This is a genomic window from Aquirufa rosea (genome assembly GCF_004118285.1).
GTDB classification, from domain to species: Bacteria; Bacteroidota; Bacteroidia; order Cytophagales; family Spirosomataceae; genus Aquirufa; species Aquirufa rosea.
Genome location: NZ_SDHY01000006.1, coordinates 101,358 through 124,883 on the forward strand (window position 1 = coordinate 101,358; position 23,526 = coordinate 124,883).

The window sequence follows — 23,526 nt, forward strand, 5'->3', positions numbered from 1 at the left end:
AAAATATGTTGATGAATGTTATTCTGATACGGGAGCCTGAAATTCTCCTTCATGCTTGGCCAACCAAATGGTGGCTACTCCGTTGCCAATAAAATTAGTAATAGCTCTTGCTTCCGACATAAAACGATCTACTCCTAACAAAAGCGCCAAGCCTTCCAATGGAATTACTTGCAAGGCCGACAAAGTTGATGCCAAAACCACAAAACCACTACCCGTGACTCCGGCTGCACCTTTGGAAGTTACCATCAGCACCCCAATGACGGTCAGTAATTGCTCCCAATTTAATTGAATACCATAAACCTGTGCCAAAAAGAGCGTTGCCATAGATAAATAAATACTTGTTCCATCCAAATTGAACGAATAACCAGCAGGGACTACTAAACCTACCACGGATTTAGAGCAACCCATTTTTTCCAATTTTTGCATCAAAGAAGGCAAGGCTGCTTCTGAAGAAGAAGTCCCTAAAACAATAAGTAACTCGGCTTTGATATAGCTTAAAAAGGAGCCTATTCTTTCCCCGCAAGAGCGCATCACCAAAGCTAGAACAATGAATATAAACAGCCCCATGGTGATATAGACTGAAGCCATCAATTTGGCTAAAGGCACCAAAGAATGAATTCCGAATTTACCAATGGTGTAAGCCATCCCCCCCATGGCACCGATAGGTGCCAAATACATCACCGCATGCAAAGCTTTGAAAACCCAGTTAGAAGCTTGTTCCATACCAGAAATCATTCGAACTTTTCCTCTTACGGAGTTAAGAAAAATTCCAAAAAAAATGGAAAAAAATAGCACCTGCACGGTAAAGTTTTCTTTCAAAAACAGAAGCCAAGAAAATGAGGCTGCTTTAGAGGTATACTTACTAATATCACCCCCGGCCACATCAGAACGAATCACTCCTTCTCCTGGAACCAATAGGTGGGAGACTAATAAACCGATGACCAACGCCACGGTGGTAATGACTTCAAAATATAACAATGCCTTTCCCCCTACTCGACCTACCTTTTTTAAATTACCCATATTAACAATTCCTAAGCTGATAGTTAGAAAAATAATTGGGTTGATAAATAACTTCACCAAACTGATAAAAAGACCACTCAATAGTTCACTGATGCTAGGCCCCATACTCAACTCTGCTCCTAAAAATGAATAGGTGAATTTCTTATCCATGACTGGAAGTAAAGCCAAATCTGGCTTAAAGTGACCGAGCAAAACGCCTAAAAAAATGGAAAGTAAAACCCAGAATGTAAGGTTGTGTGTAATTTTCTTTTTAGTCATTCGTTTGTATGCAGAAGAAGAACAAATGTAAGGATTAATAGTAAATTATCCTCGTTTGGGATTCTGCGCTTATTTATCGAATTTTGCACCTTCATGAACCTTTTGAGCTCATCAAGGTGTTAACAAAATTATGGCAGAGAAAATTAAATGTTTGATTATCGGCTCAGGGCCGGCAGGTTATACCGCAGCAATTTACGCATCTAGAGCAGGTTTACAGCCTGTCATGTATCAAGGAGGACAACCAGGTGGACAATTAACCACCACGACCGAGGTAGATAATTTTCCGGGATATCCGAATGGGGTGGAAGGTCCAGCCATGATGCAAGATCTAGAAAACCAAGCTAAGCGTTTTGGTACAGATGTGCGCTTCGGAATGGCTACCCGAGTTGATTTTAATGCTCAACCCAAAAAAGTGTGGATTGATGATCAAATTGAATTAGAAGCGGATGCAGTAATTATCGCCACTGGTGCCTCTGCCAAATGGTTAGGTTTAGAGGGAGAGAAAACATTTAATGGTTTGGGAGTATCAGCCTGTGCAGTTTGCGACGGATTTTTTTACAAAAACCAAGTAGTGGCTGTAGTGGGAGCAGGAGATACTGCTGCGGAAGAAGCTAGTTATCTAGCTAATTTGTGTACAGAGGTTCACATGATCGTTCGAAGAAATGAGATGCGTGCCTCCTTAATCATGCAGGAACGAGTTAAAAATAATCCCAAGATTCATATTCATTGGAACTCAGAAACAGAAGAAATATTAGGTGATACCAATGGAGTAACTGGAATTAGAATTAAAAATAATGTCTCGGGTGAAACAGAAGAAATAGCTTTGACAGGCTTTTTTGTGGCCATAGGGCATCAACCCAATACATCCATTTTTAAAGGTCAATTGGACATGGATGCACAAGAATACTTAATCACAGAAAAAGGTAGTTCAAGAACCAATATCCCTGGCGTATTTGCCTGCGGTGATGTGCAAGATTCCATTTATCGCCAAGCTGTAACGGCCGCAGGAAGTGGTTGTATGGCTGCTTTAGATGCCGAGAGATGGTTAGCTGCCAATCATTTACATTAACAAATCTTTATGTCAGTAAAACACCTGATTTTATTTCTGACTTTTACTTTTTGTGCCCTAAATACGCAGGCACAGGAGAGAAATCTATTCAAAAAGAGTACTAAGATTGAAACCAAATCAAATCCAAATACTAAGGAGAAAAAAGAAGAAATTGATGATTTACCTCCCCTACAGTTCAGAAATGAGACGGAGACTAGCGGTATGGTAGCAGGTTCTGAGTTGCAAGAGCGTAAATACGAACCCATCAAGATATTAAATCCCACCATCAGTAACTTCGACACCACTTCCATCGATGAAGGTGAAGCCTTGGTAGTAGAAATCGAAGAGGAAAACGCCCCAGTTGGAAGCGAAGATTTTGTTACTGTAGCCTCCTATTTTGCTATTTGGGATACCAAAAGCATAGACCCATACGACATTGACATTAAGGATTTTGATGAACCAGTGGACATTGAATTGTACAATGTAGCCTCAGGAAGAAATTGGTCCCCACCTTTAAATGTGGTCAAACAAACCAGTCCATTTGGTCCTCGCTGGGGCCGTTTACATGCAGGAGTAGATTTAGATTTGGAAACGGGATATCCCGTCATGTCGGCATTTGATGGAATTGTTCGAATATCCGGATTTGATTATTCTGGATACGGTAATTATGTCGTAGTTAGGCATTATAATGGCCTGGAAACACTTTATGGTCACCTTTCTAAAAGAAATTTTGAACCAGGAACCCTTGTTAAAGCTGGAGATGAAATTGGTCTGGGTGGTAACACTGGTAGAAGTACTGGTTCACACTTACATTTTGAAACGCGATATGAGGGAAATCCTTTCAATCCCAACAATGTCTACAATTTGAGCACGGGAGAACCGCTTTCTGATCATTTATTAATTACGGCCAGAACATTTGATAGACGTTCATTATCCCTAAGAAATGAATATGGAAGCGCAGGAGAAAAGATTCGTTCTAGAAGAACCGCATGGACAAGGGTCCGATCGGGAGATTCTTTATACTCCATCGCGCAAAGAGCTGGTATTTCAGTGACAAAGCTAGCCAGATTGAATGGCTTAAAATTAAGCTCAACCATTCGAGCAGGAAGAAGATTACGCATTCATTAAGAAATGAAACTAGATATTTTAGTAATGGCCGCGCATCCGGATGATGCCGAGCTAGCTTGTTCTGGAACCATTTTTTCCCTTATTCAGCAAGGGAAAAAAGTAGGAATCGTGGATTTTACGCGAGGTGAATTAGGAACACGAGGAACACCCGAGATTCGTTTGGCTGAATCTGCCGCTGCCACCGCTATCCTTGGTTTACATGCCCGTGAAAATTTAGGTATTAGAGATGGCTTCTTCCGAAATGATGAGGAGTCTCAACTGAAATTAATTCAAGTTATAAGAAAATATCAACCGGACATTGTGTTAGCAAACGCTTTGGAAGACAGACACCCTGACCACGGAAAAGGTGCTCAATTAGCCATAGATGCTTGTTTTTTATCAGGATTACGAAAAATTGAGACCAAGGATGCTGATGGAAATAGTCAGGCCGCTTGGCGACCTAAACAATTGTTCCACTATATACAAGATCGATATTTAGAGCCAGATTTTGTGATCGATATCAGCGCTTACTGGGAAATCAAAGAACAGTCTATTCGGGCTTTCAAAAGTCAATTTTTTGACCCTAACTCCACCGAACCGGCCTCCTACATTTCTTCTCCCGATTTCTTAGAATTTATCCGGGCTCGTTCCATGGAAATGGGCCACAAAATCGGCGTGAAATACGGAGAAGGGTACCAAAGTCAAAGGACCATTGGCTTACAGGGATTTGAGGGGCTGATTTGAGTGAATGGAGAATTGTAAATGGCGAATTGTAAATGGTGAATGGTAAATGGTAGATGGTAAATTATAAGTTATAAATTATGGATTGTAAATCATTGTGGTGAATTGGTGTCATAATGTTTAATCTATAATCCATAATCCTTAATCTATAATCCTTAATCTATAATCTGTAAACAATCAAGGAGCTATCCGATACCTATCCCACTGACCGTCAATCAATTCATATACGACGCGGTCGTGTAATCGAGAAGGTCTACCCTGCCAAAATTCCATGTAATGAGGAATTAATTCATAACCTCCCCAATGTTCAGGCTTGGGGATATCTTTTCCTTCAAATTGTTTTTCTAAAGCCTGATATCTCTCTTCTAAAAATTCTCTATTCGGAATTTTCGTACTTTGCTCTGAAACCCAAGCACCAATCTGAGAGGCCCTGGGTCTAGATTGAAAATAATCTTTTGAAAGTTTTTCATCTACCTTTTCGACATGTCCTTCGATGCGAACTTGACGCTCTAATTCTCCCCAAAAAAAAGTGATGGAAGCTTGCGGGTGATGCGCTAAATCCCCACCTTTCCTAGAAAAATAATTGGTGAAAAACGAAAATCCTCGATCGACATATTTCAACAAAACTATCCTGCCCGATGGACGCATGTCTTTCCCCAAAGTACTTAAAAACATAGCATTAGGCTCTGGCAATTCAGCATTTTGTGCCTCTTTAAACCAAATTTTAAATTGCTCCAATGGATTGGGATGTACCGTACTTTCTACTAATTCACCTTTTTGATAATTTTCTCTTAAGGCAGCTAAATTCATAATTCGCGTATTTATTCCTTATCTTTGTTTAGGCTGATATGCCCAATTACTAAAGATTAAATATATGAAAAAATTATTCCTTTTTGATGCAATGGCGTTGATTTATCGTGCCCATTTTGCCTTTGCTAAAACCCCAAGAATTTCATCAAAAGGAATCAATACGAGTGCAGTTTTTGGATTTACCAATACTATTTTAGAAGTCATTCAAAAAGAAAAACCTAACTATTTAGGGGTAGCGTTTGATACTTCTGCTCCTACCTTTCGACATGTAGAATATACGCCATATAAAGCGCAGCGACAGGTGCAACCAGAAGATATCACCATTGCCATTCCGTATGTTAAACGTTTGGTAGAGGCCATGGATATTCCCCTACTCATCATGGATGGCTATGAGGCTGATGACATTATTGGCACCATAGCAAAAAAGGCCGTTAAGAAAAATCCCGAAATCGTGGTGTATATGATGACGCCCGACAAAGATTATGGTCAATTGGTTGAGGAGCGAATCAAAATGTATAAACCCGCCTTTATGGGCAAGGGAGTAGAAATTTTAGGTCCTGAAGAAGTATGTGCCCGTTGGAACATTCAACATGTGGACCAAGTCATAGACATGTTAGGCCTCATGGGTGATGCCGTAGATAATATCCCTGGTATTCCTGGAGTAGGTGAAAAAACCGCTCAAAAACTGATTGAACAATTTGGAAGCTTGGAAAACTTACTTGAAAACACTGACCAACTCAAAGGAAAACTACAAGAGAATTTAGTGAATTTCAAAGAACAAGGTTTACTTTCTAAGCATTTGGCACGAATTCTTTGCGAAGTACCTATCGAATATGAGGAGGAAAAGTTGCGTTATACCCCTCCCAATAAATCATTGCTTGAACCTCTTTTAGAAGAATTAGAATTTAGAACTTTAAGAAAAAGAATTTTGGGAGAAGAAGCTACTCCAGAACCAGCAGCCACTAAAACAAAATCCGGACCCAAGGTAGCCTCTAACCAGATGGATATGTTTGGAAGTCCTAGTCCTTCCGAAGCCTCATTTACTACAGAATCTAACGGAGATGAGGATGAATCTGAAGCATTTACATCATTTGCCAACTTGGAAAATACTCCACATCAATACCATTTGGTTCAAGGTGAAGCCGCAATCAAAGGGTTAATCAGTTATTTATCTAGACAATCTTCCTTCTGTTTTGATACCGAGACTACCAACATCAATGCCATTGATGCTGAATTAGTGGGTATGTCTTTTTCCTACCGAAAGGGAGAAGCTTTTTATATTCCATTTCCCGAGAACGGGGCTGCTTGTCAACAACAAATCGATTTGTTCAAGGAGCTTTTTGCGAATGAAAACATTCAAAAAATTGCACAAAATATCAAATATGATATGAGTGTGCTGGCTAATTATGGCATAGAGATCCAAGGTGAAACCTACGATACCATGTTAGCTCATTACTTAATCGAGCCAGAAAAACGGCATAACATGGATGCTTTATCCATGACTTACTTGCATTATGAACCCATGTCCATCGAAAAGCTGATTGGCAAAAAAGGAGCCAAACAGGGAAATATGCGTGAGGTTCCTCTGGAACTAATCAAAGAATATGCCGCAGAGGATGCTGATATCACTTGGCAAATCAAACCTCATTTGGATCAATTGATGGCTAAGAATGATAAAACACTACAACTCTTCAAAGAAGTGGAAATGCCCTTAGCAAGAGTTTTATCTAACATTGAGCGAGAAGGGGTATTATTGGATATTCCATTTTTAAAGGAAATGTCGAACACCTTGGAAAAAGACTCCACGGAGGTTCAAAAACAAATATTTGAGCTGGCGGGTGAATCATTCAATATCGCATCCCCGAAGCAACTAGGTGAAGTTTTATTTGAAAAATTAAGACTAGACCCCAAAGCAAAAAAGACCAAAACTGGTCAATACATGACGGGAGAAGAGGTTTTATCCAAATTAGAATCGGAACATAAAATCGCTTCCCTGATATTAGATTTTAGAGAATTACAAAAACTGAAATCGACTTATGTGGATGCTTTACCTCAACTGATTTCTCCTAAAACAGGTCGAATCCATACTTCCTTTATGCAGGCAGTTACAGCAACAGGTCGACTGTCCTCCAAAGATCCCAATTTGCAAAACATTCCTATTCGGACTGTGAGGGGAAGAGAAATTAGAAAAGCCTTTATTCCTAGAAATGAGGATTACCAAATATTATCGGCCGATTATTCTCAGATAGAATTACGCATCATGGCAGCATTCTCGCAAGATGAATCTATGTGCGAAGCGTTCAATAAGGGTTTAGACGTACATAAGGCGACCGCCTCCAAAGTTTTCCAAGTGCCTTTAGAAGAAGTGAGTGCCGATATGAGGAGAAAAGCTAAGACCGTCAATTTTGGTATCATTTATGGCGTATCTGCCTTTGGGCTTGCGGCACAAATAGGCATTTCTCGGACCGAGGCAAAAGAAATAATTGACCAATATTTCATTGAATTCCCTAAAGTCAAAGCATATATGGACCAAAGCATAGCTAAAGCTCGTGATTTTGGCTATGTGGAAACTGTATTAGGTAGAAGAAGGTATTTAAAAGATATTCTTTCTGCCAACATAAATGAGCGGGGTTTTGCCGAGCGAAATGCCATCAATGCTCCCATTCAAGGTTCTGCTGCAGACATGATTAAAGTGGCCATGATTCAGATTCAAGATTTTCTCTGGAAAGAAAACCTTAAATCAAAAATGATTCTGACCGTACACGATGAATTAGTATTTGATGCTCATATGGATGAAATTGGCTACCTTCGTGAAAGAATAGACAAAATCATGTGTTCTGCACTGGATTTGGGCGTGGTTATTGAAACGGGTATCGGAGTGGGTGCCAACTGGTTAGAAGCCCATTAAAAAGTAAATTGTGAAGATATCAATTGCCTTGTGTACCCGTAACGGGGAAAAATTTTTACGGACTCAATTGAGTAGCTTCGTAGATCAGACCTTACAAGCAGATGAAATTATCGTTTGCGATGAGGGCTCCACAGATCAAACATTATCTATTCTTGAACAATTCGCTGAAAAATTACCCCTTAAAATTTATAAAAATCCCCAGCAGTTAGGCACCTACCGAAATTTCGAAAAAGCCATTTCATTGTGCCATGGTGACATCATTTTCCCTGCTGACCAAGACGATTATTGGGTTCCCCAAAAGCTAGAGCGGGTTTATACCTATTTTAAGCTTCATCCAGAGATAGATGCAATTTTTACCGATGCCTTACTTGTTGACGAGTTTGGACAAACTTCCGGCAAAAAATTATGGGAATCATTTCGGTTTAGACAAAAGCAGCAAGAGGACTGGAAAAAAGGAAAATCGTTGGAGATACTATTGGACGGCAATCGAGTAACCGGTTGCACCATGGGTATTCGAAAATCCTATTTTGAACGAGTAAGTCCTTTCCCTGATTCATTACCTTCTTCCTTTTTACATGATGCCTGGTTAGGAATTATGGCAGCGGCGGAAAACAAGATCGACTTCATTCCTGCTACCTATGTACACTACCGTTTACATTCAGAACAACAAGTTGGAGTCAAAGGAATAGCTGGAAAACCTCCTACCCTAGTTGATCGAATTAGCAGACCACATGCTGAAAAGGTTGCTCCTTACCTAAAAACCTGGAACTTCCTATGTCAAGTGAGAGAGGCAATGTTAGACACCAACCCAAAACTTTCTTTGGAAGCATTACATACCAAAATAGAATACTTGGATAGAAGAGCTCATCTGCCTGAGACACGTTGGAAACGACTAAAACCTACTTTGTTGAACTTATTAAGTGGTTACTACCACCGTTTTAAGGACATGGATTCAGAACCACTAGCTCCTTACTTGATGTTTTTAGGAGATTTGTTGGAATGACGAGTGTACCATTAAAATGTAGGATATCTTGTCCTGAATTAGGTTGAATTGAGGTTGATTATTGAAATCATTTATTAAATCATTTCCCCTACATTCCCAATTTTACGCTTCAGATTTTTCCCACCAAAGCCCTAATCTACAAACCTCTTCACTATATTCTCATAGGAGTCAATACGACGATCGCGTAAAAAAGGCCAAGTTTTACGGTAATATTCACTAGATGCTACGTCCACCGGAATAACGGCTATCTCCTCTTGATCATGCGGAGCTTGGTACATGACACGTCCAAAGGCATTAGCTACAAAACTACCACCCCAAAACTGTTGTCCATGTTCTACACCTACTCGATTCACGGAAACTACCGGAATTCCATTGGCCACGGCATGACTTCGCTGAATGGTTTGCCAGGCCTGGTATTGTTCCCGATTAATCTCCCCATTTTTTTCTTCTAAATCCCAACCTATGGCAGTTGGATACACCAAGACCTCAGCGCCTTGTAAAGCCGTAATCCGTGCCGCCTCAGGATACCATTGATCCCAACAAATCAACACGCCAATGTTGGCATATTGGGTCTTGAATACCTGATAGCCTAAATCTCCTGGAGTAAAGTAATATTTCTCATAATAGCCCGGATCATCCGGAATATGCATTTTCCTGTATTTCCCCAAATAAGTACCATCGGCATCCAAAACCGCGGTGGTATTATGAAATAAACCAGCCGCTCTTTTTTCAAAAAGAGAAGCAATGATTACTACTTTCAATTCTTTGGCTAAAGAAGCCAATTCATCTGTGCAAGGGCCCGGGATGGATTCAGCTAATTCAAAATGGCGAAGATCTTCCTCGTAACAGAAATAAATGGATTTGAATAATTCCTGTAAACAAATAACCTGTGCCCCTTTAGCGGCAGCTTCCCGAATAGCTTGTACGGTTTTGGACCAGTTTTCCTCTACCTTTTCTGATACGGATAATTGAATGAGAGCAAAAGAAACGTTTTTCATATATGTTGAGAAGCGCTAATGATGGGTTCTAAAGATACTTTATTTAAACAGTCAAAATGACCTAAAGGACAATAATTAGTACCCTGGGTGGAGCAGGGTCTACAATCCAAGGAGCTCATTTCTACGGAAGTATACTCGGTTTGATAAGGATAAAAACCAAAATCCGAGTGGGTAGCTCCCCATAAAACAAATAATTTCTTTTTCAATGCAGCGGCAATATGCATCATGCTAGAATCGTGTGCAATCACAAACTCCGCTTGTTTCATTAAAGAGGCAGAACCCGCCACAGAGGTTCTGTTACACATATTGATTACCTTTTCTGGGAATAGAGTTTGTAACCTATAGGCAAAGTGTTCATCCCAGGCATCTCCAATCAAAACTAATTTCCCCTGAATGCGATCACATAATTCAATCATTTTGGGGTACGACAAGACCTTGGTGGTATATTGAGCCCCAATGGCATAAACGATGTATTTACCCTCAATTCCCCATTCTTTGGGATTTAACTCTTGTCCTTTCGGAATAAAAAAATCGAGCCCCTGACCATCTGACCGAATATCTAACTTTTTTAAAGAATCAAAATACCTATCTACCAAGTGTTTCTTGGGTAGATAATTAATTTTCTTTTTGACCAATAATTTACGCTCGCGAGTAAACTTATCAATCTGATAAGGGATTTTACCTAACAGGAAACATAAAAGATGAGACCTAATATTTTTATGTAAATCGATGACTGCATCAAAACCTTCATTTCTGAGTTCAGAAGCTAACTTCCACAAATTGTCCTGATAGCAGTGTACCTGATGAACATATGGATTGCCTTGCCACAAATTGGCGTAAGATTGCTTGGTAGCTACATGGATTTGCGCATTCGGATAACGCGTTTTCAAAGTCCGAATAATGGGCGTTGTCAAAACGATATCTCCCAAAGAAGAAAAACGAATGCAGAGAATTTTGTTCATTGGTCGCAAATAGCCTTTAAAATTAAGAAAAATCGACGGGCAAGCCTCATACTTTCATACTTTTCGGTAAATTGCGCACTAATTTGATTGCTTTAATGGAAAATAAAAAACAAGACACCGCCTCTGCTCTAAAGGATATTATTTCACATGCCAAAGAATACGGCTTCATATTTCCTTCTTCAGAAATTTACGATGGTTTACAGGCTGTATATGATTATGGCCAAAATGGTGTTGAAATTAAAAATAATTTAAAAATGGTCTGGTGGAAAGCCATGACCATGCTTAATGATAATGTCGTAGGAATAGATGCCTCTATTTTCATGCATCCGTTGACATGGAAAGCCTCGGGTCACGTGGATTCATTCAATGATCCTATGATCGACAACAAGGATTCCAAAAAGCGTTATCGCGCAGATACCTTATTAGAAGAGCGGGCAGCACAATATGAAGCTGAAGGTCAGCCAGAAAAAGGAAAGGCATTGTTACAAAAAATGGCGAAATCCTTGGATGCCAATGACTTGGAAGCAGTTAGACAAATCATTATTGACGAAAACATCACTTGTCCTATTTCTAATACGGCCAATTGGACTGAAGTTCGTCAGTTTAATTTGATGTTCTCTACCCAAGTAGGTGCTGTATCAGAAGATGCCAGTTTGATCTATTTACGTCCAGAGACGGCACAAGGAATCTTTGTAAATTTTCTAAACGTTCAAAAAACGGGCAGGATGAAGATTCCATTTGGAATAGCTCAAATTGGAAAAGCTTTTAGAAATGAGATTGTCGCGAGAAATTTCATTTTCCGTATGCGTGAATTCGAACAAATGGAAATGCAATTTTTTGTGCGTCCAGGAAGTGAAATGGAATGGTACTCCACTTGGAAAGAAACTCGCATGAAATTCCACCAGGCCATTGGTTTACCTGCTTCTAAATTAAAATTCCATGATCACGAAAAATTGGCGCATTATGCGAATGCAGCAGTGGATATTGAATATGAATTCCCATTTGGATACAAAGAAATGGAAGGAATTCACTCCAGAACTGATTTTGATTTAAAGGCGCATCAAGAATTATCTAGGAAAAAGCAACAGTATTTTGATCCGGAGATCAATGAAAATTACATTCCTTATGTCATTGAAACCTCGGTAGGTGCCGACCGTTTGTTCTTAGCAGTTCTTTGCAATGCTTACACGGAAGAAATAGTTGGTGAAGGAGATCAACAAAAACAAAGAATTTACCTTAATTTACATCCTGCAATAGCCCCTATCAAGGTAGCGGTATTGCCTTTAGTGAAAAAAGATGGTCTCGCTGAAAAAGCTCAGGAAATCAACCGTTCACTGAAATTTGCCTTTAATACAACCTACGATGAAGGTGGCGCTATAGGTAAGCGTTACACACGTCAGGATTTAATAGGAACCCCTTATTGTGTGGTGGTCGACTACCAAACCATGGAAGACAACACGGTGACAGTACGTGATCGAAATACAATGAGTCAGGAGCGCATTTCTATAGCAGACCTAAAAGAAAAATTAGGCTATGCTGTATCGATGGAGCGTATTTTTGAAAAATTATTGGTTTAAACACGCAAACAACGATGAGTATGATGACCGAAGAGACATCCAAACCAAAAGCTGAAGAGACGGAAATAGTCAACACCACTACCCAATCACCTGAAGGGACAGCTAAGGTGGAAGAAAGTCCTGAAGCAATGGATTTAAGCAGTCCGACAGAAACCATTTTCCAAGCAGATGACAAAGCCGTGGAATATCCTATCCTTGAAGATAGACATTCCAAAGAGCATATACATCAGTTTTTTGGTAAGTTGAAAGACATCGTGGTACATCATGCTGGTGCGGCAGTATATAAAAAGGTAGATGAGTTAATCAAAGAAGCTAAAGAATCTTGGGATCAAATCAAACAAGCGGAACGTCAAGCAGCCTTAGACAAATTTAAAGAGGCTAATGAAGGCTCTGAAGAAGGATTTACTTTTAAGGTAGATGACTTATCACAGGAAATTGATTCAGCCATTCATCTGATTAAAAAGATGCGTCAAGAATTTTTCCAGCAATTGGAAAAGGTTAGAGAAAAAGCACTGGAAGGCAAAACTCGATTGATCAATGAATTGCGCACCCTGGTAGATGCTGATGATAATTCAGATCCAGCACATGTCAATGCTAGCTTCAAGGCATTTAAGAAAATACAAGAAGAATGGAAAAGCTTAGGTAGCGTACAGGGACCTATGAATCAGACACTTTGGCAAAGCTACCATGCACTGGTGGATCGCTTTTACAGCAACCGAAGTATCTTTTTTGAGTTGTTGGAATTAGATAGAAAAAAGAATTTTCAAGCTAAAGAAACCATTGCTGTCAAATTAGAAAGCTTGGCTGAATTGGTTCAAAAGAATGCTCCTTTGCAAAAAATAATGAAAGATGCTGAGGAGTTGTTTGATGAATATAAGCACATTGGTCCGGCTCATCGTGAGGAAAATGAAGCCCTTTGGCAACGAGTTAAAAAATCTTTGGATGTGTTATTTGAGCAGAAGCGACAAGTCAATGAAGCTCAAAAGGCAGTTTTTGAAGAAAACCTAAAGATTAAAAAAGAATTAGCTGATTTAATGCACCACCATGCTACCTTCCAATCTTCTAGTATTGCAGAATGGAATCAAGCCTCGAAGTCGGTTTTAGCCCTGCAGGAGCAATGGGGAAAACTAAAAGGCGGATTGCCAAGGGAATCAGGCAAGGAAGTGAGCCATCAGTTCTGGTCTGATTTAAAGTTATTCTTCAAGCATAAAAGTGAGTTTTTTGCCAAGATTGATGCGGAAAGAAAAGCCAATTTAGCTGCTAAATTGCAGTTAATTGAGCAAGTAGAAGGCATTGTATCCGTGGGTACAGAAACGCCTGAAATCACTCAGCAAGTGATTGATTTACAGAAAAAGTGGAAGGAGATTGGTCATGTTCCAGAAAAACTAAAGGATCAAATTTACACCAAATTCAAAGCGGCTTGTGATGCATATTTTAACCTAAAGCGCAGCAAGGGTAAAGGAGCACAGGATGAAGAATTTGCTGCCAATTTAGGGGCAAAACAAGCTATACTAGCTGAATTGGAAGCTATGTTAAAAGACCCGATTTTGTTAGCCAATCTAAAAGCTAAAAAAGAGGCTTGGGATGCCATTGGTTATGTGCCACGCAAAAACGTCAAAGAAATCCAAGAGAAATTCAGGTCCACATGGAATGCCTTAATTGATTTAGCTAGAACTCAGCCGAAAGAACAACTAGCTGCTTGGGGATTTGAATTAAAATCCATGTCTACAGACCACGGAGGGCATTCTGAGGAGCGCCGTATACCATCAGCTGATAATCGTAAGAGAATTCAGACATTGGAAAACGATATCGCTGTATTAACCAATAACTTAGAGTTTTTTGCTAAATCGAAAGGGGCAGATAAATTGCGTGGAGAGGTAGAAAAGAAGATTGCACAGGCTCAAAAGGAATTAGACCGACTGAAAAAAGAATAAAAAATATTACGATTTTTTTGGGGCAACACTTGCCAATTTAAGCCATGATGCTTACTTTTGCATACCCAATTTCAGCCTCCTTAGCTCAGCTGGTAGAGCAACTGACTTGTAATCAGTAGGTCATTGGTTCGATCCCGATAGGAGGCTCTTAAAAGCTCAACAGAAATGTTGGGCTTTTTTGTTGTCATCTGTATTTTTAACACCGCATTCACAGTAGATTTATGCTTCATTAGGTGTTGACCTGTAACCCAAAAATCACCATTCACAGACAAAAAACTCTCATTTAAAAACTCGCTCACTCACGATTCATACCGCTCCATTGCTTCCCTTAATTTAAGCTGAATAGAACTTTGCAAGGAACTAGGCGACAACACCTTGAGTTCAGCAGCATATTGCATCAAAAAACTCTCCAGCTCTACATTTAATTCCAATTTCCAAGAAATCAACACATACTCCTTTTTGGAGGGATGATTCATCATCTTTTGAGAAAAATGCAAAGGGTATTGACTGAGATATTCCAAAATCCAATTATCCTGATGAATTTCCACGGAAACATGTGCTGGCTTCAGTTCTGGCACCAACAAATTATTACGAAGTATGCCTAGGGTATGCTTAAAATAATCGGATGGATTAAATTCAGGAGCAAAACGTAATCGGCAACTGTGTTTGGATACATGCAATTCCTTCATTCTATCCAAAGCAAATAAGCGAAGCGAATTGATATGAGTTTGATGAATTTTTTCCATTGGATTTATTTCTTGTAACAAAACATACCAACCCGTATACCAGCCATTGTTATACTCCTTAATCAGTAATGGAATTCCCATATATGGCTTGCTTTGCGCACTTTTTGACAAGCTTTGATAATCAAACTCAATAACATTTTTAGCAGCAATTGCCTCTAATAAAGGCTTGATATTTTCAGAACCTGATCGTTCTCCATCTTTTATTAATTGAATGATTGGCCAGTGATTTACTTGCTGGTGGGCCGACAAACTATTTTCTAAACTAATGGCTCGCAATTTATTAACAATCCCCTGCCCTGCCCCATCAGTAAATAAATGCTGGTTCAAATCAATCACCGAGGCCAATTGATTTAGCTCTTTTTCAGAAAAAGAAGGAAAAGCTGAAATATCCTGTCGAATGTAATAAAAACAATTCCTAGCACGGGAGTAGCGAATCAAGTCCCCAGATTCCTCCTCCAAACTGGGATAGCGCAAGCCTACTAATTCCCGTAGCGCATTCAAATCCCGACTAAAACTACGCTCCGAGTAGTTGGATACGTCAAAATATTCTGACAGATACTGTTTCACCGAAAGGTAGTTAACAGCAAATGCCTTTCGCAAAAACAAATTATTGATTTCCTTAAGCCTTTCAGAAGGTGCTAACATGTGATTACCTGGCTTATATAATATTAAAATTTGAATGACTAAACGAACAAGCCACACCTACAATCAAACCGAGGCTGAACCATTCATCGAAATTATTTATTCAAAGATATAAAAATGTGGAAAGTCGCCAATTTTTGGCGGACTACAAATAGACCTTTGGGTATTAAAAATAAGAAATCATGAACATCAAATTGCTTAAATCTTTAATGCTGTCTTTAGTGCTGGTTTGGATTGTATTTTATGCCACCGAAGGAATCGTGAAAACCCTAGCCGGTATGGCTTTTATGACAAAATACCGTTGGTGGATGGTGGGTATAATCCTTCTTTTATCTGGCATCACCCTTTACCTCATCCTGGCTCCTTATCACATGTTTGGTCCAAGTCCACAAGATGGTTATTATTCACTTGGCGTTACAGCACAAATTAGTTATTTCATAATAGGCTGTGGACTAAACTTTATAAGCCAATTGGAAGAAAAAAAAATACTAGAGGTTTCTTAATCCCCTTGGGACTAAATTGAATAATCATAGTTATACCCATGTAAATTAACCTAATCTGCCCTTTATCAAAACTAGGTTAGCTGATTTGTAAAGAAATACAATAAGTCGATTTGATAAAATTTTAATATCAATTCATTGAAATTTCAGAAAGAGTCTATCATTTATATTGAGTCAATTACATTTCCAATGAAATTGAAATTTTAAAAATTTCACCCATTTAGTTCAATAAAAGATTTTCAAGGATATATCCATAAATGAGGTCATATATCCCATAAAAGCTTCGATAAAAATGATGGCTTGAAACATCATTACAACCAATTTTTATTTTTATATTCCCCACGTTTTTACTTATTCAATATCTTCATCATCCTTATGAAAGCATATAAACTATGGATTCTCTTGTCGCTCTTTAGTTTTTCATCCTCCGCCCAAATCACAGAAAAAATAAGATCCATGAAAGCATTTCAGGGATTTTTCGATTTTTACTACGATGAAAGTGTCGATAAGATCTACTTGTCAGTGGATAAGCTCAATCAAGAATTTTTATATGTTTATTCGCTGAGTCAAGGTGTCGGAAATAATGATTTAGGCCTTGATCGTGGACAATTGGGTAATGAGCAGGTGGTTTATTTTGAAAAACAAGGCAACAAATTATTTTTAATTCAACCCAATTACCGGTTCAGAGCGACAAGTGATAATCCTCAAGAAAAAGCCTCCGTCCAACAAGCCTTTGCCAAATCCATCCTTTTTGGGTTTAAAATTGAAGGACAAGTACAAAACACTTACCTCATTGACGTTACCGACTTTTTATTACAAGATGCTCATGGCGTATTAAAAACCTTAACCAGAAACAAGCAAGGCACATTTCAATTGGATAAATCGAGAAGTTCTCTTTTCATGGAGCGAACTAAATCCTTCCCTAAAAATACTGAATTTGAAGCTAGGTTAACCTTTTCTGGCCATGCCACAGGTGCTGAAATTAGCTCCGTTACCCCCAACCCCGATTATGTGACTGTAGTAGAACATCATTCCTTCATAGAACTCCCAGACAATTCATATCAACCTAGAATATATGATCCAAGATCTGGATCAAATGCCATCAGTTTCTATGATTATTCCACACCTGTAACAGAGTCAATTGAAAAAAAATGGATTACACGGCATAGATTGGAAAAGAAAAATCCCCAAGAAGCTCTTAGTGAAGCTGTTAAACCCATTATTTATTATTTAGACAATGGCACACCAGAGCCCATTCGTTCAGCTTTATTAGAAGGAGGAAATTGGTGGAATCAGGCCTTTGAGGCCATAGGTTATAAAAATGCCTTTCAGGTGAAAATTTTACCTAACGACGTAGATCCTATGGATGTGCGGTATCATGTCATACAATGGGTGCACCGCTCTACTCGTGGTTGGAGTTATGGGGCCAGCATTTCAGATCCCAGAACAGGAGAAATCATCAAAGGGCATGTGAGCTTAGGAAGTCTACGCATCCGACAAGATTTTATGATTGCCCAAGCACTAATGAATGCCCCTTATGCCCAAAGCGATCAAAATAATCAAGCCATGTTAGATATGGCCTTGGCACGTATCAAGCAATTATCTGCTCATGAAATAGGTCATACCCTTGGATTTGCACATAATTATGCGGCCAGCGCTAGAGAAAATTCCAGTGTCATGGACTATCCTCATCCGTGGGTCGCTTTTAAAGGGAAAGAGATTAATTTAAGTAATGCCTATGATAGTAAAATTGGAGAATGGGACAAAGTAGCCCTAGACTATGCTTATGGGGAACATAAGAAGGAGGACTTACCTAAGATTTTAGATGCTGCCTATGAAAAAGGTATGCGTTTTATTACGGATTTTGATGCACGTAATCCGGGCGGCGCTCATATATATGCTCATTTATGGGATAATGGGCATACAATTGTGGATGAATTGAATCGTATCATGGAAATTAGGAAACAAGCTATTCAGCAATTTTCCAAGGATAATATTCGAACAGGAGAAACATATACCAAATTGGAAGACATGTTTGTTCCACTCTATTTGATGCATCGCTATCAAACAGAAGCTACTAGCAAGATAGTAGGAGGATACGAATACAATTATGCTGTAAAAGGAGGTAAAGAGTTAATCCTCAAACCTGCCTCTAAAAAATTGCAATTGGAGGCATTATCCCAATTAATGCGAACCCTGCAAGCCGATGAATTAGTAATACCTAAGGAAAAATTGAGCTTATTTCCTCCCAGGGCTTTTGGATTCCCAAGAACAAGAGAATCTTTTAAAAGTAAGACCGGTCTAACATTTGATGCCCTGGGAGCTGTAGAAACTGCAGCAGAATTTACGTTGAAATTCCTCTTCCACCCTGATCGGATTTCGAGAATACAACAGAACCACGACATTCAGTCTGACAATCTAGGATTGAGAGAAATGCTTCAATATGTAAGTAAAATGACGCTTGAAAAAACTTGGAAGGATAGCTATTTTCAAGCTGCTCAGGAAACCATCAATTTTAAAGTATGTGATGTGCTCATCCAATCTTATCATGCTCCTGAGCTGGCACCATTGGCCAAAGTAGAATTACATAGTATTATTAAAAATTGGCAATTATTTTACCAAAAAACAGCTAGTACTAGTGCTTTTGCTCAGTATATGCAGCAATACATACAAAAATCATTGGATAATCCTTCGGAATGGAAAGCTAGCTTTGGTCCTCCTATACCCGACGGAGCACCCATTGGAATGGATTGCTACTAAAATATATGTATTCCTTTATAAATCATTAAAATCCCCTAATTCATCTTTATTATGATTTTTTTGTGATTACAATCATAAAAATTATATTATTTTAATAAAAATAAAAAAATATTTTTTTATTTTTATTAAATAGATAATTTTGTCCAACAATCAGTTGCAGATAATTTTTCTCGTAACATTGAAAATACCTAATCCGAATAAAAAAATTAATTATAGAACACAGGAATGCCTAAATCTCCTATTCCATGAATAGGAGATTTTTATTTTATAAAAATCGCGGCAAATAAAATGGATGAATGGGAGTAAAATTATTTTCTCAACTCCTTTAAATATTTTTCCAAATTAAGTGCTTCAAACTCTCGAAGACCTTTTTCTGTTAAATATGGTTTGTAGATAGCCGTAGTACCGGCCAAATAAGTTGGTTTTACATCGTAGTAATTTTGAGCATAATCAAATACTAAATAGGTATTTATCCAATGTACCCCTAAAACTGCATGTTGATGGTAAAAAATCTTAAAATTCTTTTCTTCCATAACAGCAGGAGATAAATAAAACTCTTCTATTAATTTCTCAAACAAAGCAATCATGCTCTTTTTTCGAATCTTGAATGATTCATTAAGCTCATTCATAAAAGCTTCATATTTAAAAGAAGCTGTCCAAATGAACATAATGGCACTTCTATATTTGAATTGGAGATCCATGATATCCGATAAAATCGAAATATATTCCTTCCATGTGAAGTGATTTGAAAAAGTAATAGAATCAAAATAATTTTGGATATCCTTAATATATAATTCCGTAATGGCAATAAATAAATTCTCCTTGGTAGAAAAATGATTGGTGATTTTACTCTTGCTAATTTCAGTATACTTAGCTATCTCGTCTAGCGTAATGGATGAACCATAAGTATTTAACACATCAGAAGCTTGTAAAATTATATTCTCACGACTCCTCTCTCCTTTTCTTTGGTATATATTCATGAATAAATTATAATTTTCACGTAAAAATAAAAAATAATTTTTTTATTAACAATTCATTGTATAATTTTGATACATTATTAGAGTATAACTTAATTTTCTCAAAACAAAATACCTACCATTTAAGTTATTTAAAGACAATTATAGAACACAGGAATGCAAAAAGCTCTTATTCACTGAATAAGAGCTTTTTTATTGGTTCTACTTTTGAAAAATGATTTGGACAGACCAGATGGACCAGGTCCTCCCAACCCGATCTTCGGTATCGGATTCAACTTTAATGCCGACTTTGTAATTATTATTTTTATTATCCTGAAAATTTGGGTTTTGATACCAAGTAATTCCAAGCTGATCCCGATTAATTTGTGGTTTTAAATTGATTAATTCTTGTTCTAATTGCTTTACTAATTCCAATTTGACCGGACTTAATGCAAAAACTACTTGATGGTTTTCCTTTCTAATTAAGCGCATTTGGTTCGTCCGAGTAGTAGGTGCCAAATACTCTAGTTCATATCCTCTCTGGTAGCGTTGATATTGATATTGCTTCATCCAGCCTTTAAAAAGCTCCTCATCCGCCTCTAACAACTTAATACCCGTGGCTAGATTAGGAACAATATAGGTGGAATAATCATCAGTAGCTAAGGGTAAACCTGTTTGGTTTTGAGCTTGAATCAGAGGACTTGTACTAAATATACACAAGAAAGAAAGCAAAAACTTCATCGCAATAAGCTAATCCCGATAGTTCAAGGCAGGCTGGCGGTCTCCCAACAAGGATTTATAGACAAAATTAGATCCTCTTCTTTGATCGAATTCAGCCTTCGCCTCTTGAATCCACTCAGGATGTTTAAACAAATCCATAGTAGTTAAAGCAAGCGTTTTTGCAGCAACCATCATACCTTTTCGACCGATGGACATTCCTCCTGCTGCCACTGCTTGCCAGCTATGCGCACTGGTTCCTGGTACCCAAGTAGCCGTCCCTAAGCCTATTGTAGGTACCATCCAGCTCACATCTGCTACATCAGTAGAACCTGTAGCCAAATTATCTGCATCCTTTAATCCTTTAACTTGATTCGTACTTGATAATTCTACCAAAGGCATTCCTTCCGATTGTTGGATTTGCTTAGCGAAGGCTAATTCACTCGGGGACAATTGATAACCACCGACCCAACTTAAATTGGAATGCATCAAACTGGCCAGTCGGTCATTGGGTAACATTTCATATACCCCTCCAATAATCTCCGCTTCATATTTGGTTCCGGTTCCCAAGGCAGCGCCTTTAGCTGCATTTTCCAAACGATCCCATACATCCATCACCACATCTCGCTGAGGAGAACGAACATAATAATAAACTTCCGCAAAATCCGGAACTATATTGGGTGCCTTTCCTCCATTCGTAATTACATAATGCATTCGGGTGGTAGAGGGAATGTGCTCCCGCATCATGTTGGCCATGTAATTCATTGCTTCCACCGCATCCAAAGCTGACCTGCCTCTCTCAGGAGAAGCTGCTGCATGGGATGACAATCCATAAAATCTAAATTTACCTGCTTTGTTGGCTAGTGAATTACTCATGGAAATTACATTCTGGTTGTTGGGATGCCAATGTAACATCACATCCGCCGTAGAAAACAATCCAGCGCGCACCATATACACTTTACCAGAACCACCCTCCTCTGCCGGACAACCATATAATTTAATTGTTCCTTTTTGACCTGTTTCTTGCATCCATTCTTTGACTGCAATGGCAGCGGCTACAGAGCCCGCCCCAAATAAATGATGACCACAGGCATGGCCAGCTGAACCACTTAGGCTTCTTTTAATAGGGATAGAATCTTGGGACATACCCGGTAAGGCATCATATTCAGCCATGATACCAATGACAGGCTTCCCTTGACCAAAAGTTGCTACAAAAGCCGTTGGAATATCCGCCACACCTGGTTCAATGGAGAATCCAGCCTTACGCAAAGTTTCTTGCAGTAAGGCTGAACTTTGTTTTTCCTTGTAACCGACCTCAGCCAATCGCCAAATTTGATTGGCTAATTGTCCATACTGATTTTCTCTATGCTGAATTTTCTGAATTACTTTTCGCTTTTCGGCTTCTTGAGCCAGCATGCTAAAATGAAGCAAAGCTAGGGTGATCAAAAATAACGTTCTCATAACCATATCATTAATTATTTCTCCATTTAGCCAATTCAAATTCAGCCATTTTTTCCTCCCTATCGTATAAATTCCGATCAAATAAGGAAGCATGACCACAATCCGTATCATTAGTCCATGCATGCTTAGCAAAAGGCATGTATGACTCATTGACCATTTTAAAACCCTTCAAAGTCATCCCTTGAAACCAAGGGATTCCATTGTCTAAACTATTTTTCAAACCAATGGGGGCCACAGGTCCACGTGGACTAGTCACAGGTCTGGCTATATCCAAATTAATTAAAGCCGCATGCTCATTCAAACGGCACTCAGGCAATGGCCAGCTCATTTTTCCCTCCTCCACCAATCCATGCATCACCGCCCTACCATCGGGTTTAGATTCGTATAGTTTCTTTAATTCCGCCATAGTTGGACGAAAATCCCAGTAACGATCACCATCACAATGTCCCACAAATGCAGGACAGTTCCAACACTGCCCAACTTGACCAATTCCTACTGAATCACCGATTTTACTCAAATAATGCCCAATTAAATCGCCATTAAAAAGCATATCGTTGTGCATCATAAATAAATACTTAGACTGACAATTTTCCCAAGGATACTGACTACGAATCGAATAGCGGTAGTCTTTAAAATAAAGCAGAATTTTATTTAGCAGTCCTTTTCTTCTTCCTTCCCACCAGCCAAAGAAAAACTTAGGTTTAAAATAGGTAATTGGTAGTCCATCCAAAAGTGACTTTAACAATTCTTCGTCAAATCCCTCGGGTTGACTTTTCTCCAAAGTGACATAGATGCGTTGAATATGTTGTCCTGAATTTTTCATCAGAGACCAAATACTCACGGCCGTTTGATAAGGTTTACCATATACATTAACGGCTACATCTACTTGTTGAAACTTCATAGGAAAATTTAAGAAGTATAAATTTAAATTAAATGATTTATAGTGGGTAATTCTAGGGCCTATATTCTTTAGAAGGACGAATAAAATACATCCCTAGAGAAATATCACAATGGTTCATACTTGGCTTGAATGATAAAATAATTTCCCTTTTCCCCCTCGATGATGGAATTACCTATATCATCTATATCATTGATTTTGAGTGCCTCATGAATAAATCGTGAATCCTCCGGAAAATGAATGGCCATCACAAAGCAGCCTTCAATGCTAATAGAAATTCGAGCAAAATAGGTGGAATCTTTCGTAAACTTATTCTTTTGAATCACCGTAGCCGGATAGGTCCCATCCTCAAAAATACAAGCATAAGGCAAATGGGAATTCTTCTTTTCTTTCAGAGGCTTTTTGGGTTTCCCCTGTTGAGAATAAGATAGAAAAGGCAGCAGGATAAGAAAGAAAAGTAGCTTTCGTTTTAACATGAAA

19 protein-coding genes and 1 tRNA gene are annotated in these 23,526 nt (G+C 38.6%); 10 read left to right on the forward strand and 10 right to left on the reverse strand.

All coding sequences use genetic code 11. The annotated features are described in order from the left end of the window. Positions 1–18: 18 nt before the first annotated feature. On the reverse strand, positions 19–1,278 hold the full coding sequence (locus ESB04_RS10135; RefSeq protein ID WP_129027628.1) for a cation:dicarboxylate symporter family transporter: 1,260 nt from the start codon (positions 1,276–1,278) through the stop codon (positions 19–21). Between the two features lie 130 nt (positions 1,279–1,408). Here ESB04_RS10135 and trxB point away from each other — a divergent pair, with 130 nt between their 5' ends. Genes trxB through bshB1 form a run of 3 tightly spaced genes read left to right on the forward strand, consistent with a single transcriptional unit; the run spans position 1,409 to position 4,177 of the window. After that, positions 1,409–2,347, forward strand: coding sequence for a thioredoxin-disulfide reductase (gene trxB, locus ESB04_RS10140; protein ID WP_129027629.1), 939 nt, complete (start codon positions 1,409–1,411; stop codon positions 2,345–2,347). 9 nt (positions 2,348–2,356) lie between these two features. Beyond that, positions 2,357–3,454 (forward strand): peptidoglycan DD-metalloendopeptidase family protein, encoded by a 1,098-nt coding sequence (locus ESB04_RS10145; protein WP_129027630.1) that lies wholly within the window; start codon positions 2,357–2,359, stop codon positions 3,452–3,454. A 3-nt stretch (positions 3,455–3,457) separates the two neighbouring features. After that, entirely contained in the window at positions 3,458–4,177 is a 720-nt protein-coding gene (gene bshB1, locus ESB04_RS10150; protein ID WP_129027631.1) for a bacillithiol biosynthesis deacetylase BshB1, read from the forward strand. Between the two features lie 174 nt (positions 4,178–4,351). Here bshB1 and pdxH read toward each other — a convergent pair whose 3' ends face one another. Beyond that, positions 4,352–4,984 (reverse strand): pyridoxamine 5'-phosphate oxidase, encoded by a 633-nt coding sequence (gene pdxH / locus ESB04_RS10155; protein ID WP_129027632.1) that lies wholly within the window; start codon positions 4,982–4,984, stop codon positions 4,352–4,354. Between the two features lie 64 nt (positions 4,985–5,048). Here pdxH and polA point away from each other — a divergent pair, with 64 nt between their 5' ends. Together polA and ESB04_RS10165 are read left to right on the forward strand one after the other, a co-directional pair. Beyond that, positions 5,049–7,892 (forward strand): DNA polymerase I, encoded by a 2,844-nt coding sequence (gene polA, locus ESB04_RS10160; RefSeq protein ID WP_129027633.1) that lies wholly within the window; start codon positions 5,049–5,051, stop codon positions 7,890–7,892. A gap of 10 nt (positions 7,893–7,902) precedes the next feature. Continuing rightward, on the forward strand, positions 7,903–8,895 hold the full coding sequence (locus ESB04_RS10165; protein WP_164969639.1) for a glycosyltransferase family 2 protein: 993 nt from the start codon (positions 7,903–7,905) through the stop codon (positions 8,893–8,895). A gap of 131 nt (positions 8,896–9,026) precedes the next feature. On the opposite strand, the gene ESB04_RS10170 is transcribed toward ESB04_RS10165, so the two are convergent. Together ESB04_RS10170 and ESB04_RS10175 are read right to left on the reverse strand one after the other, a co-directional pair. Then, entirely contained in the window at positions 9,027–9,893 is an 867-nt protein-coding gene (locus ESB04_RS10170) for a carbon-nitrogen hydrolase (RefSeq protein WP_129027635.1), read from the reverse strand. Beyond that, positions 9,890–10,855: a glycosyltransferase family 9 protein gene (locus ESB04_RS10175; protein WP_129027636.1), complete on the reverse strand. Its 966-nt coding sequence runs from the start codon at positions 10,853–10,855 to the stop codon at positions 9,890–9,892. The genes ESB04_RS10170 and ESB04_RS10175 overlap by 4 nt, the downstream gene beginning before the upstream one ends. Positions 10,856–10,950: 95 nt before the next feature. On the opposite strand from ESB04_RS10175, the gene ESB04_RS10180 reads away from it, so the two are divergent. From ESB04_RS10180 to ESB04_RS10190, 3 genes are all read left to right on the forward strand, one after another. Further along, entirely contained in the window at positions 10,951–12,432 is a 1,482-nt protein-coding gene (locus tag ESB04_RS10180) for a glycine--tRNA ligase (protein ID WP_129027637.1), read from the forward strand. A 20-nt stretch (positions 12,433–12,452) separates the two neighbouring features. After that, positions 12,453–14,366 carry a DUF349 domain-containing protein gene (locus tag ESB04_RS10185; RefSeq protein ID WP_164969640.1) on the forward strand — a complete coding sequence of 638 codons (1,914 nt, stop codon included), beginning with the start codon at positions 12,453–12,455 and terminating at the stop codon, positions 14,364–14,366. A gap of 74 nt (positions 14,367–14,440) precedes the next feature. Continuing rightward, positions 14,441–14,513, forward strand: a tRNA-Thr gene (locus ESB04_RS10190). 152 nt (positions 14,514–14,665) lie between these two features. On the opposite strand, the gene ESB04_RS10195 is transcribed toward ESB04_RS10190, so the two are convergent. Continuing rightward, positions 14,666–15,757, reverse strand: a complete 1,092-nt coding sequence (locus ESB04_RS10195; protein ID WP_129027639.1) for a helix-turn-helix transcriptional regulator — start codon at positions 15,755–15,757, stop codon at positions 14,666–14,668. Positions 15,758–15,936: 179 nt separating this feature from the next. On the opposite strand from ESB04_RS10195, the gene ESB04_RS10200 reads away from it, so the two are divergent. Together ESB04_RS10200 and ESB04_RS10205 are read left to right on the forward strand one after the other, a co-directional pair. Then, positions 15,937–16,257, forward strand: a complete 321-nt coding sequence (locus ESB04_RS10200) for a hypothetical protein (protein WP_129027640.1) — start codon at positions 15,937–15,939, stop codon at positions 16,255–16,257. 372 nt (positions 16,258–16,629) lie between these two features. Next, positions 16,630–19,014, forward strand: coding sequence for a zinc-dependent metalloprotease (locus ESB04_RS10205; RefSeq protein ID WP_129027641.1), 2,385 nt, complete (start codon positions 16,630–16,632; stop codon positions 19,012–19,014). Positions 19,015–19,322: 308 nt separating this feature from the next. Here the strand turns inward: ESB04_RS10205 and ESB04_RS10210 are convergent, their stop codons facing one another. The 5 genes from ESB04_RS10210 to ESB04_RS10230 form a co-directional block, all read right to left on the reverse strand. Next, positions 19,323–19,994: a TetR/AcrR family transcriptional regulator gene (locus ESB04_RS10210; protein WP_129027642.1), complete on the reverse strand. Its 672-nt coding sequence runs from the start codon at positions 19,992–19,994 to the stop codon at positions 19,323–19,325. Between the two features lie 198 nt (positions 19,995–20,192). Continuing rightward, positions 20,193–20,711, reverse strand: coding sequence for a hypothetical protein (locus ESB04_RS10215; protein WP_129027643.1), 519 nt, complete (start codon positions 20,709–20,711; stop codon positions 20,193–20,195). A gap of 9 nt (positions 20,712–20,720) precedes the next feature. Next, positions 20,721–22,148 carry an amidohydrolase gene (locus ESB04_RS10220; protein WP_129027644.1) on the reverse strand — a complete coding sequence of 476 codons (1,428 nt, stop codon included), beginning with the start codon at positions 22,146–22,148 and terminating at the stop codon, positions 20,721–20,723. A 10-nt stretch (positions 22,149–22,158) separates the two neighbouring features. Next, positions 22,159–23,049, reverse strand: coding sequence for a hypothetical protein (locus tag ESB04_RS10225; RefSeq protein WP_129027645.1), 891 nt, complete (start codon positions 23,047–23,049; stop codon positions 22,159–22,161). A gap of 104 nt (positions 23,050–23,153) precedes the next feature. Next, positions 23,154–23,522, reverse strand: a complete 369-nt coding sequence (locus ESB04_RS10230) for a hypothetical protein (RefSeq protein ID WP_129027646.1) — start codon at positions 23,520–23,522, stop codon at positions 23,154–23,156. Positions 23,523–23,526 lie beyond the last annotated feature (4 nt).

What these genes read in the sequence shown, in the direction of transcription:
- ESB04_RS10230 (WP_129027646.1), bottom strand. Translation starts at nt 23,522, where the DNA reads ATGTTAAAACGAAAGCTACTTTTCTTTCTTATCCTGCTGCCTTTTCTA.
- ESB04_RS10180 (WP_129027637.1), top strand. Translation starts at nt 10,951, where the DNA reads ATGGAAAATAAAAAACAAGACACCGCCTCTGCTCTAAAGGATATTATT.
- bshB1 (WP_129027631.1), top strand. Translation starts at nt 3,458, where the DNA reads ATGAAACTAGATATTTTAGTAATGGCCGCGCATCCGGATGATGCCGAG.
- trxB (WP_129027629.1), top strand. Translation starts at nt 1,409, where the DNA reads ATGGCAGAGAAAATTAAATGTTTGATTATCGGCTCAGGGCCGGCAGGT.
- ESB04_RS10210 (WP_129027642.1), bottom strand. Translation starts at nt 19,994, where the DNA reads ATGAATATATACCAAAGAAAAGGAGAGAGGAGTCGTGAGAATATAATT.
- ESB04_RS10220 (WP_129027644.1), bottom strand. Translation starts at nt 22,148, where the DNA reads ATGAGAACGTTATTTTTGATCACCCTAGCTTTGCTTCATTTTAGCATG.
- ESB04_RS10185 (WP_164969640.1), top strand. Translation starts at nt 12,453, where the DNA reads ATGATGACCGAAGAGACATCCAAACCAAAAGCTGAAGAGACGGAAATA.
- ESB04_RS10135 (WP_129027628.1), bottom strand. Translation starts at nt 1,278, where the DNA reads ATGACTAAAAAGAAAATTACACACAACCTTACATTCTGGGTTTTACTT.
- ESB04_RS10215 (WP_129027643.1), bottom strand. Translation starts at nt 20,711, where the DNA reads ATGAAGTTTTTGCTTTCTTTCTTGTGTATATTTAGTACAAGTCCTCTG.
- ESB04_RS10225 (WP_129027645.1), bottom strand. Translation starts at nt 23,049, where the DNA reads ATGAAGTTTCAACAAGTAGATGTAGCCGTTAATGTATATGGTAAACCT.
- pdxH (WP_129027632.1), bottom strand. Translation starts at nt 4,984, where the DNA reads ATGAATTTAGCTGCCTTAAGAGAAAATTATCAAAAAGGTGAATTAGTA.
- polA (WP_129027633.1), top strand. Translation starts at nt 5,049, where the DNA reads ATGAAAAAATTATTCCTTTTTGATGCAATGGCGTTGATTTATCGTGCC.
- ESB04_RS10175 (WP_129027636.1), bottom strand. Translation starts at nt 10,855, where the DNA reads ATGAACAAAATTCTCTGCATTCGTTTTTCTTCTTTGGGAGATATCGTT.
- ESB04_RS10170 (WP_129027635.1), bottom strand. Translation starts at nt 9,893, where the DNA reads ATGAAAAACGTTTCTTTTGCTCTCATTCAATTATCCGTATCAGAAAAG.
- ESB04_RS10205 (WP_129027641.1), top strand. Translation starts at nt 16,630, where the DNA reads ATGAAAGCATATAAACTATGGATTCTCTTGTCGCTCTTTAGTTTTTCA.
- ESB04_RS10195 (WP_129027639.1), bottom strand. Translation starts at nt 15,757, where the DNA reads ATGTTAGCACCTTCTGAAAGGCTTAAGGAAATCAATAATTTGTTTTTG.
- ESB04_RS10200 (WP_129027640.1), top strand. Translation starts at nt 15,937, where the DNA reads ATGAACATCAAATTGCTTAAATCTTTAATGCTGTCTTTAGTGCTGGTT.
- ESB04_RS10145 (WP_129027630.1), top strand. Translation starts at nt 2,357, where the DNA reads ATGTCAGTAAAACACCTGATTTTATTTCTGACTTTTACTTTTTGTGCC.